The organism is Candidatus Angelobacter sp., from assembly GCA_035607015.1.
Lineage (GTDB): Bacteria > Verrucomicrobiota > Verrucomicrobiia > Limisphaerales > AV2 > AV2.
The window spans coordinates 1-10,800 of record DATNDF010000267.1 but is presented as its reverse complement, the minus strand read 5'-3'; the positions used below and the strand labels follow the sequence as shown (position 1 = coordinate 10,800).

The 10,800-nt window shown below is 58.4% G+C and carries 8 protein-coding genes, 1 tRNA gene and 1 pseudogene; 7 read left to right on the top strand and 3 right to left on the bottom strand.

What is annotated here, in order from left to right:
* The 6 genes and pseudogenes from VN887_10930 to VN887_10905 form a co-directional block, all read left to right on the top strand.
* Positions 1-180, top strand: a 180-nt coding sequence (locus VN887_10930; protein ID HXT40519.1) for an ABC transporter permease, incomplete at its 5' end; no start/stop codon positions are given.
* A 52-nt stretch (positions 181-232) separates the two neighbouring features.
* Positions 233-1,423, top strand: a complete 1,191-nt coding sequence (locus VN887_10925) for an ABC transporter permease (GenBank protein ID HXT40518.1) — start codon at positions 233-235, stop codon at positions 1,421-1,423.
* Positions 1,424-2,037: 614 nt separating this feature from the next.
* A complete protein-coding gene (locus VN887_10920; GenBank protein HXT40517.1) occupies positions 2,038-4,422 on the top strand; it encodes a response regulator in 2,385 nt (794 codons plus the stop codon).
* A gap of 39 nt (positions 4,423-4,461) precedes the next feature.
* On the top strand, positions 4,462-4,839 hold the full coding sequence (locus VN887_10915) for a response regulator (GenBank protein ID HXT40516.1): 378 nt from the start codon (positions 4,462-4,464) through the stop codon (positions 4,837-4,839).
* Positions 4,836-5,120 (top strand): annotated as a pseudogene (locus VN887_10910) (histidine kinase dimerization/phospho-acceptor domain-containing protein). Before VN887_10915 ends, VN887_10910 begins: the two are co-directional and overlap by 4 nt.
* Before the next feature lie 312 nt (positions 5,121-5,432).
* Positions 5,433-6,494 (top strand): adenylate/guanylate cyclase domain-containing protein, encoded by a 1,062-nt coding sequence (locus VN887_10905; GenBank protein HXT40515.1) that lies wholly within the window; start codon positions 5,433-5,435, stop codon positions 6,492-6,494.
* A 27-nt stretch (positions 6,495-6,521) separates the two neighbouring features.
* Here the strand turns inward: VN887_10905 and VN887_10900 are convergent, their stop codons facing one another.
* Genes VN887_10900 through VN887_10890 form a run of 3 tightly spaced genes read right to left on the bottom strand, consistent with a single transcriptional unit; the run spans position 6,522 to position 10,031 of the window.
* Positions 6,522-7,508 carry an ABC transporter permease gene (locus tag VN887_10900; protein HXT40514.1) on the bottom strand — a complete coding sequence of 329 codons (987 nt, stop codon included), beginning with the start codon at positions 7,506-7,508 and terminating at the stop codon, positions 6,522-6,524.
* Between the two features lie 7 nt (positions 7,509-7,515).
* Complete coding sequence (locus VN887_10895) at positions 7,516-9,018, bottom strand: sugar ABC transporter ATP-binding protein (protein HXT40513.1); 1,503 nt, start codon at positions 9,016-9,018, stop codon at positions 7,516-7,518.
* The gene (locus tag VN887_10890) at positions 9,015-10,031 is read right to left on the bottom strand and encodes a substrate-binding domain-containing protein (protein ID HXT40512.1); all 1,017 of its coding nucleotides are present in this window, start codon (positions 10,029-10,031) and stop codon (positions 9,015-9,017) included. Before VN887_10890 ends, VN887_10895 begins: the two co-directional genes overlap by 4 nt.
* Before the next feature lie 185 nt (positions 10,032-10,216).
* Here VN887_10890 and VN887_10885 point away from each other — a divergent pair.
* Positions 10,217-10,293 (top strand) — tRNA-Arg (locus VN887_10885).
* Positions 10,294-10,800: the final 507 nt, after the last annotated feature.

Here is a 10,800-nt window from a genome sequence, read left to right as displayed (position 1 = left end):
GTGGCGGGCCTGGGGCAGGCGAGTTTCATCCACCAGTATTTTCCTTTGTTTTTTATTCCGGAGCGCGACGTGATCGTCGGTGCGGTGCACACGCTGGCCCTCGGTTTCGTTGCCGGAATTTTGCCCGCGATTCAGGCGATGCGCTTGCGTTTGGCCGACGCCCTGCGCCGCGAGGGATGAACGCGACTCGATTTTAAACCGTTCCATCAACCATTCGAACACGTTTCAGCGTATGATCAACTGGCTTTCACAAATCGCATCCGTCACCTGGTTCGGACTGTGCACGATTCCGCGGCGCAAAGGTTCGGCCATCGCCGCCGCATTCGGCATTGCCGGCGTCGTGGCGGTTTTCGTGGGTGTGTTGTCCATAGCGCAGGGCTTCCGCCACGCGGTCACATCAACCGGACGCAACGACATTGCCATCGTCCTGCGTGACGGGGCAGAAAACGAAATGTCCAGTGGTCTTAGCCGGGATGACGCCCGCATCGTCAAGGACGCTCCCGGAGTGGAACGAAAAAATGGAGCGGCGGTGGCGTCGGCGGAGCTGTTCGTGATCATTGATGTTCCAAAACGTTCCACGGGCACGGACGCCAACGTGCCCTTTCGAGGTGTGGAAGCGGCCGCGGCGACGGTTCGAGGAGACGTAAAGATCATCCAAGGGCGCATGTTTGAACCCGGACGCAACGAGGTCATTGCCGGCGTGTCCGCCGCGCGTGAGTTTGCCGGACTCGATGTTGGCAAGACCATCAAACTCGGCAAAACCGAGTGGAATGTCGTCGGTGTTTTTTCTGCCAACGGCGGCGTGGCGGAGTCGGAACTGTGGACGGGCACGACGGTGCTGCAAGACGCCTACCAGCGCGGTGATTCATATCAATCTGTTTACGCCAGGCTCGTGTCAGCGGACCAGTTTCAGGGATTCAAGGACGCGCTGACTTCCAATCCTCAGATCAAGGTGAAGGTTGTGCGGCAAACCGATTTTTACGCCGACCAGTCTTCGAGAACGACCAATTTCATCACGGGACTTGGAACAGTGATTGCCGGGATGATGGCGCTGGGCGCGTTGCTGGGCGCGCTCAACACCATGTATAACGCGGTCGCCTCGCGCGGGCGGGAAATCGCCACATTGCGCGCGCTCGGTTTTGGGGCCGCGCCGGTGGTCTGCTCTGTGTTGATTGAATCCCTGGCGCTGGCGCTGACGGGTGGAATTGTTGGCGGCGTGGGGGCATATCTTGCGTTCGACGGTCATGGCGCGGCCACTCTGAACTTTCAAACGTGGAGCCAGATCGCGTTTGCCTTCGCCGTGACGCCGAAACTTCTGCTCAACGCCATCCTTTTGGCGTCGGCCATCGGGTTGCTGGGCGGTCTTTTCCCGGCGATTCGCGCGGCACGCTTGCCCATTGCCACGGCGCTCAGGGAAACTTGAGGTGAAAAGGACGGGTGCCTCTTGGCGGTGAACGGTTTGGGACCGAGTCAGTTTTGCGCGCGCAAATTTCCTGAATCTGGAGACACAATTCCCGTCACCAAGACCCCATCGGTCCAGAGCCCGGCCTCGCAAGAGTGGTCTCCCCGTCGCCGGGCAAGTTTCGGGCCACGCGCAGTCGAAGAATTTCACTGGGTGGAACAATTCTTAGATGCGGGCGTTGAGGCTGAAGCTTCGACTGAGCGGCGGACGCGGACGGGATGACCGAACCGGAAGGGATGACGCTCGTGGGAAACGGTGGACTCACATTCACGCAAAAGCTTATTGGGATTGATCCGGTTCCACCTGCGAGAATTGGCTTCCATGCTTCGAGGGCATCCTGTACCCGCGACCGTCAAACCGGGCTCATTTAAAAAGCCGCAATTACCTGCGGGGCGCCGAGGTGGGAAGACGCCAGGCGTAGAATGTCCTTTACAACGGGCGGCTGCGTTCGGCATAACCACCGTGACGGGACAGCCCTGGCGCAGTTCCTTGGATTTGGCCCGGCATAAATTCCAGGTAATTGCGTCGAGGACCACTACAAATTTGGACATTCGTCGGCACATCGAGGCACGGACATGAGCGTATTCGGCCATCTGCCCTTCAAATGGAAACTGACGCTGATCCTGATGGCGACCAGTGTTTTTTCCCTGCTGGTGGCCTGCGCGGCATTCGTGTGGTACGACAATTACCTCTTCCGGCAGGCAACGATCAAGGAACTTCAGGCTGCCGCGAGCAGCACTGCGAGCGTGATCGGCACCGTTAGCGGCGGCTCGCTCAACGCCGGGAACAAAGAGGCCGTTGACCGGGCGCTGACCTCGTTGAAAGACAAGGACCAGCCGTTGATCATCGGGGCGGCCGTTTATTCCAGCGACGATGCCGTGTTCAGCTCCTATATCAGGAAAGGTAGTGACGAGACGATTCCTCCGCTGCCGTCAAGATTGCGAAACGTTTTCGAGGGCGACCATCTGACGGTTTTAAGCCCGATCAATTCGAGCGCGGGGCGGATCGGCACGATTTATCTCAAGTCCGACATCGGAAAACAATTGCAGGGACGTTTGAACCGTTACGCGAATATCGTCGCGATGGTGATGTTGATCTCGTGCCTCGTCGCCTTCCTGACCTCCTATAAACTGCAACCCCTGATTTCCGGCCCGATCATGGAACTGGCGCAGACGGCGAAGGTGGTTGCGGAGAAAAAGGACTATCTCGTCCGCGCAAAGAAGATCAGCGATGACGAAGTTGGGGCGCTGATCGACGCGTTTAACGGAATGCTGTCGGGCATTCAACAGCGGGACGCCGAATTGCAGCATGCCAACGACATGCTGGAGGTTTACAACGAGAACCTGGAAAGGAAGGTTGAAGAACGAACGGCAGAACTCGCGCGCGCCACGGCCGAGGCGCAGGAGGCGAGAACCACGGCGGAAGATGCCAATCGTGCCAAGAGCGCGTTTCTGGCCAACATGAGCCACGAACTGCGCACGCCGTTGAATGCGATCATTGGTTACAGCGAAATGCTGCAGGAGGACGCGCGGGACCTGGGCGAGGAAACTTTCGTGGCCGACCTGCAAAAGATTCACAGCGCGGGGAAACATCTGCTGGGCCTCATCAATGACGTGCTCGACATCTCCAAAATCGAGGCGGGCAAAATGGACCTGTTCCTGGAGACGATTGATGTGCCCGTCATGGTGCAGGATGTGGTGAGCACGATCAAACCACTCGTTCAAAAAAACGGCAACGAGCTTGTGGTCGAATGCGAGGAAAATGTCGGTCCCATGCGGGCCGACGCGACGAAGGTCCGGCAGGCGCTGTTCAACCTGCTCAGTAACGCCTGCAAATTCACGGACAAGGGAACGATTACGCTTCAGGTTGCGCGGGAACGAAGCGCCGGAGCCGGACAATTTGTGTTTCGAGTCCGCGACACCGGCATCGGCATGACACCCGACCAGGTGAGCAGGCTGTTCAAGGCGTTTACGCAGGCCGACGCCTCGACGACGCGCAAGTACGGGGGCAGCGGTCTGGGGCTGGCGATTACGCGGCATTTTTGCCAGATGATGGGCGGGGACGTGACCGTTGAAAGCGAGATCGGAAACGGGTCTTCCTTCATCATCAAACTTCCGGCCGTGGTGGTCACTTCGAAACCCGAGAAGCACGACACCACGAGCATCGCCAAACAGGCGCGCGTGACGGAAGCGCCGCCGGGTGCCACCACGATTTTGGTGATCGACGACGATCCAACGGTGCATGACCTCATGCGAAGATTTCTGACGAAGGAAGGCTACCGAGTGGCGATAGCTCCGGGCGGCAAAGAAGGCATCGAGATGGCGAAGGAGTTGAAGCCTGATCTTATTACTCTCGACGTGATGATGGCGGAAATGGATGGCTGGGCCGTGTTGACGGCGCTGAAGGCGGATCCCGCGGTTGCCGACATACCGGTGATCGTCCTGACCATGTTTGACGACAAAGAGATGGGCTTCGCACTGGGCGCCACGGATTACATGACGAAGCCGATCAATCGCGACCGGCTTGTGAGCGTGCTCCGCAAACACCACCACGGGCACGGACCGAGTCAGGTGCTCGTTGTGGAAGATGAGCCGTCCATCCGGCAGATGGTTCGGCGCGTCCTGGAAAAAGAAGGTTGGACAGTGCGGGAGGCGGAAAACGGAAAGGCCGGCCTTCATGCGGTGAGCGAAAACAAACCCGCGGTGATTTTGCTGGATCTGATGATGCCGGTGATGAACGGGTTCGACTTTATTCGCGAACTGCGGAAAAACAAGGAATGGCAGGACATTCCCGTTGTGATTTTAACCGCGAAGGATCTCACCGTGGAAGACCGTCAGCAACTCAAAGGCAACGTTGAGCGAATTCTGCAAAAGGGCGACTATAATCGGGAGCAACTGCTGAGCGAGGTCCGCGAGCTGGTGAAACATCAGGTCCAGCCGGAAACACCAGCCAAGTCATGACAGACCCTAAAGATCGGGGAGTTCGAAAGGAGACGAAGGATGGCTAAGATACTATTGGTCGAGGACAACGAAATGAACCGCGACATGCTCTCCCGGCGATTGGAGCGGCGGGGCTATGAGGTGATCATTGCCGAGGACGGCGCGGCCGGGGTGGCGAAGGCAAAATCCGAAAGCCCAAACCTTATTCTTATGGACATGAGTCTGCCGATCCTGGACGGCTGGGAAGCGACGCGCCAGGTGAAGGCCGCCCCTGAGAGCAAGAGCATACCCGTCATCGCCTTGACGGCCCACGCAATGGCAGGCGACGAGGAAAAGGCGCTTGCCGCCGGCTGTGACGATTACGAGACGAAGCCGGTGGATCTGCCGAAGTTGCTGGCAAAAATCGACGCCCTGTTGCAGAGTAAGGGCTCATCGTGACCGGTAAAGAATCCAAAACCCGAAAGACCAGCGCGGCCGGAGGCACCGGAACCAGCACCAAATCGCGCGGCAAGGACAGTGATACCGCGCATGACACCAGTCTCTCCAACATCCGCCACAATCTTCGCACGCCGCTGAACCAGATTCTGGGGTACAGCGAAATGTTGCAGGAAGAGGCCGAGGACCTCGGTCTGGAGCCGTATGTGCCGGACCTCCAGAAAATACACGCCGCGGGCTCCCAGCTTCTTTCGCTCATCAATGACAACGTCTCCTCCGCGCGTGTGGATTCCGGGAAACTTGACGTGGAATCCTTCCAGCGCGACAGCCGGACGCTGCTCGACCTGATTATCGGATACAGCGAGCTGTGCCAGGATGATGCGGACGAAAAGCTGCACGGCAGCTTTGTCGCCGATTTGAAGAAGATCCACAAGGCGTCCAAGACACTGTTGGGACTTTTGAACGACTCGGAATTCCTCCGGCCTCTCAGATCGGGCGGACGCAAGGCGAATCTGATCGGCAGCACGGACCGGAGCGGCAGCGTGGTCACTTCCATCCGGCCGTTGAACGAGGAAGCCGACGAGGAGGAACAATCACTGGTAGGATTCATTCTTGTGGTGGATGACAATGAGATGAACCGCGACATGCTTTGTCGCCGGCTCGAGCGTCAGGGTCATACCGTGCTCCAGGCAGAGGACGGCCGCAAGGCGCTGGAGATTCTGGAAAGCGTCAAGGTGGACCTCGTGCTCCTGGATATCCTCATGCCGGAGCTGGACGGGCTGCAGACACTGGAACTGCTCAAGGCAAACAAGTCACACCGCTATACGCCGGTGATCATGCTTTCTGCGCTGGATGAATTGGACAGTGTCGTGCGCTGCATCGAAATTGGCGCGGAAGACTATCTGCCCAAGCCATTCAATCCCGTGCTGCTCAACGCGCGCATCAACGCCTGTCTGGAAAAGAAGCGTCTGCGGGACCAGGAACAGGCCTATCTGGAGCAATTGCGGGCCGAACGGGAGAAATCCGAGCGCTTGTTACTGAACATCCTTCCCAAGTCCATCGCGGACCGCCTCAAACAGGGGGAAAGCACGATTGCCGACGGATTCCCCGATGCCACGGTACTGTTCGCCGACCTGGCCGATTTTACCCGGCTATCATCGCAGGTCCCCGCCGCCGAATTGGTAAGAATGTTGAATGAAATTTTTTCAAAGTTCGACTGGCTTGCGGAATTACATCATCTGGAAAAAATCAAAACGATTGGTGACGCATACATGGTCGTCGGTGGTCTCCCAACACCTCGGCCCGACCATGCTGAAGCCATCGCCGAAATGGCACTCGACATGTTAAAGGTTGTGACGCGTCTGGACTCAGGCGACGCCAGACGTTTCGGCGTTCGCATTGGGATCAGCAGCGGGCCCGTGGTCGCCGGGATCATCGGCAGCAAGAAATTCATTTACGATCTGTGGGGCGACACGGTCAACATCGCAAGCCGCATGGAGTCCCTGGGTCAGCTCGGCGCCATCCAGGTTTCGGAGACGACGTACGAGCATCTCAAGGACAAATACGCGCTCGAACGTCGCGGAAAAATCGAAGTAAAAGGGAAGGGGAAAATGACGACCTACTTCCTCAACGGTCGAAAACAGGTTTCGGCCACGTAACGCGCGGCACGAACCGGGGCGCAGACTTCAGGAGGTGGATTTGCGTTGGCGAAACTTGTCCAGGCCAACCGCGAGGATGATGACAATACCGATGATTATTTCCTGGACGTAGTTGGGCCAGTTCATCTGCTGCGAGCCACTTTTCAACACCGCCATGATGAGGGCCCCAATGATTGAACCGGAGATGCTGCCGGTCCCGCCGTTCAAACTGGCGCCGCCGATGACCACGGCGGCAATGACGTCCAGTTCCAGTCCGATTGCCACTGTCGGGTCTCCCTGGGTCAGCCGTGACATTTGCATCAATCCCGATAAGCCGAAAAAAATCCCCGCCAAGGCATAGGTCGCGACCTTCATCAGCCCGACGCGGATTCCGCACAAGCGCGCAGTGGCCTCGTTCGATCCGATCGCAAACAGATAGCGTCCGAAGATCGTCCGTTGCATCACGACGGCCATCGCGACCGCCAGGGCAGCGGCGATCCAGACTCCAACTGGCAAAGGGAAAAAATGAAGCGGATCAAGCATGTCCATCAGGCTGTTGATGGACGACTTGGGCGCGTTGACCGTCTGGTTGCCGGCGAGCCATTTGGCGGCGCCACGGGCCACACCCATCATTCCCAGGGTCACGATAAACGGCATCATGTTAAAACCGGCGATGATCAGCCCGTTGACCAATCCGACAGCGGCTCCGACCCCGAGAGTGAGCGCAATGGCGAGCGCAGGCGAGTGTCCGTTCACCAGTGTGGTGGCGCCGACGACGCTGGCCAGGGCCACGACCGAACCAACGCTCAGGTCGATTCCGCCGCTCACGATGATCATGGTCATCCCCAGAGCGCCGATGGCCACAATCACCGTTTGCAGGAGGATTACCTTGCAATTGGTACCCGAGAAAAAGTGCGAGCGCACCTCTGAGTTGAGCGAAAACAGGCCGATTACCAGAAGCAGTCCGAACACGGGCCCGATCGAGTTGAGGAGGCGCGCGACGTTGATGGTCTTGAATCTGGTCGGGAGACTCATGTGTGGATCAAAAAGTTGGCGGTCCGGACTGTCCCGTGGCCGCCGCCATTAACGTGTGTTCGTTCCAATCGGTGACGGGACGAACTGCTGACAAAACACCACGGCACATTACTCCGATTGTGTCGCACACGCCGAGCAACTCGGGTAGATACGAGCTGACGAAGATGATTGCCTTGCCCTGTGCGGCGAGTTCGTCGAGAAGTTTGTAGATTTGCACCTTGCTGCCGACGTCGATCCCGCGCGTTGGCTCGTCAAGCAGGAATATCGTGGCGTTATGGTGCAGCAAACGGCAGATGGCGACCTTTTGTTGATTGCCGCCCGACAATTCGCCGACCATTTGGTCGGGGCTGTTGGCGCGCACGTCCAATCGTTCCATCCATTCCATGGCGCATTGCCGCTGACGGCGCCCACTGACGAGGCTCCATCGGGAGACCGGGCGAAATCGCGTGAGTGTAAGGTTGTCGGCAAGGGTTCTGTTGAGCAAAAGTCCCTCCTCTTTCCTGTTTTCGCTCAGGAGACCGATCTGCTGGCCAAGCCGCCGGGCCGGAGAGCGATGCGTGCTTTCGCGGGAATAGACGAAAATTTCACCGGACTCGACGCGGTCCAGCCCGAAGCACGCACGGAGGGTCTCGGTGCGGCCTGCGCCGATCAAGCCGGCAATGCCGAGGATTTCGCCCTCCCGCAACGCAAGATCGACGGAACGTGGCTTTGTCGCTCCGCGCAACGCGCGAAACTCGAGCACGGATTCGCCGAACCGGTGCGGATGACGCGGGTAAATATCTTTGACCTCCCTGCCCACCATGAGTCGGATTATGGCACTCAAGCTGGCCCGAGCCATGTCGCCGCTGCCGACGCTCTCGCCGTCGCGCAGAACGGTGTAGCAATCCGCAATCCGCTGACATTCCTCGAGAAAATGGCTGATGTAAATGATGCTCACCCCGCGCTGGCGCAAACGATCAATCGCGTCAAACAGATTCAACGTGTCCGCCTGCGTCAGGCTGCTGGTGGGTTCGTCCATGATCAGGACCTTTGGGGAACCGGTCAGGGCGCGCGCGATTTCGACGATCTGCTGTTCGGCAATGGTCAGACGGCTGATTGGCGCGTCCGGGGAAATATTTTCATGATGGAGTTCAGACAACACCTTGCGGGCAACGGCGCGCTGGCGCGAACGGTCCATCCAACCGGCGCGATGGGGCTCTTCGCCGAGTAAAATGTTGTCCGCGACACTGAGATGTGGGGCGAGATTCAACTCCTGATAGATCATCGCTATGCCGTTGCGGCGGGCGTGCAGAGGGTCCCTGGGAACAAACACCTGCCCGTCGAGTTCAATCCGTCCGCCGTCGGGCGGACAGGCGCCGCTGAGGATTTTCATCAGCGTACTCTTGCCGGCTCCGTTTTCCCCGATGAGTGCGTGGACCTGACCGGGCGCGACCTCGAACGAAACGTTTTTCAGCGCGTGAGTTGCCCCGAAGCTCTTGTGCGCACCCACCATTCGCAGGCGTGGGGTCATTCTTTCAGATATCTGGCGATCGGAGGGTAAAGAAGTTCCTTGATCCCGGGCTGGTCCATGTTTTCCCGCGTAGCCAGCACGACGCCCGTGTCGATGCGCTTTTCTACCTTCCCGCCTTGAAGATGTTTTACCATGGTCATCACGCCGAGATAGCCCATGAGGACCGGGTTTTGAACGACGAGGCCCTGCACGTCCCCGTTCTTCAAGTCGGCAACTGACTGGGATCCGGAGTCGAACCCGACCATCTTCACCTTGCCGCCCGCCTTGCCGATGTCACGGAGCGCCTTGGCCATGGCGATCGTGGGAGGTTCGCAGGGACAGAAGATACCATTGACCTGATCCCCGAAGCGGTTGAGCAGATTCTGAGATGCTTGATATCCGGTTTCGCGGGTCGGACCGGCGTATTGATCGGACGAAATCAGCTTGATGTCCGGGAATTTGGTCTTGAGCGCGTCGAGGAAACCAGCCTCGCGCGCTTCCGTGCTGGCAGAGCCGACAGCGTAGCGAAGGAGGATGACATTCCCTTTCCCGCCAAGCAGTTGACCGAGGCGCTCGCCTGCCAGCTGACCGCCCTTGTAGTTGTCAGTGGCAACGAAACTGACGTAACGGTCGGATTTGAGGTCGGAGTCGATTATGACCACCGGGACTTTGGCCTTGATCGCGTTTTCGACGGGCGTCACCAGGGCTTGCGAATCCAGCGGTGCCAGCACGATGCCGCTGACCTGGCGACTCATAAAATTCTCGACCACTTGAATCTGCTGGTCCCGATCATCTTCCTTCAGCGGACCCTTCCAAATGATTTCGGTCTTGATTCCCTTCCCGTTCAATTCGAGCTCTGCCTTGACCGCCCCGGCATGGATGGATTTCCAGAATTCGTGGGTCGTCCCCTTGGGGATTACAGCAATGGTGTAGGACCCGGCTCCCGAAGCCGGGCTGGTACCTTCCGATTGTTTTCCGCATCCGACGAGACTCAACGCGGCGAGAACGGGCAGAAGGCGGAGCACGGATTTCATGACGGCTAGGTTATTGAAGCGGGACGGAGTGTTCAATTCATTTTACATTCGCGACCGGTTGTACAATGAAGCACGGAGGTGGAAAACCCGACCGCATTGAAGGCACGTTTCACTCGCGAAGCCCGCAAACGGCAAATAATCACTTGCGTGAGGTTCGGGTGGTTAATACATTCCGTCGCTTCGGTGCATCCGTAGCTCAATTGGATAGAGCATCTGACTACGGATCAGAAGGTTTCAGGTTCAACTCCTGACGGATGCGCCAGTCTTCAAACAAGTTGCGTGTTCCCGCTATTTGCCAAAGGTGCGGAGTAGTATCAAAAGTAGTATCAGGTTCGTTTTGAATCTGCCCCCCGTCGCCTCCTTTGCCTGCCGTTGCGGGATTTGGGCCCCGAGACACCGAAGCACGACGCAAGGCCCAACTGTGCGTGAATTCTGGCCGGCGCAGCGCGGCAGGGCGTCCGGCGGTAACTCCCGCTCGCTTGTGCGGGTGTGACATCGGCTAGCCATTTGGTTGCTCCGACTGTCCTAGCAGGTGGCGAGGCGTGATCTTGTGCGTGGTGTCTAGGGAGTCTCCTTTTTTCGCGCCGACCGTCCCCACGGTCGCCACCGGGAGGGGGGCCGATTAACTTGCGGGTGCGATTCGGGTTCCCATCGCCGCAAATACGCGCCGCAATCCCTGGTAGCGCCGCGGCTGTGAGGTTTGCGATGAAAGTAATTTCTTTTTCCGGGCCAGCGGCACGACGAACACCTCGGCACCCCCTTTTGACGC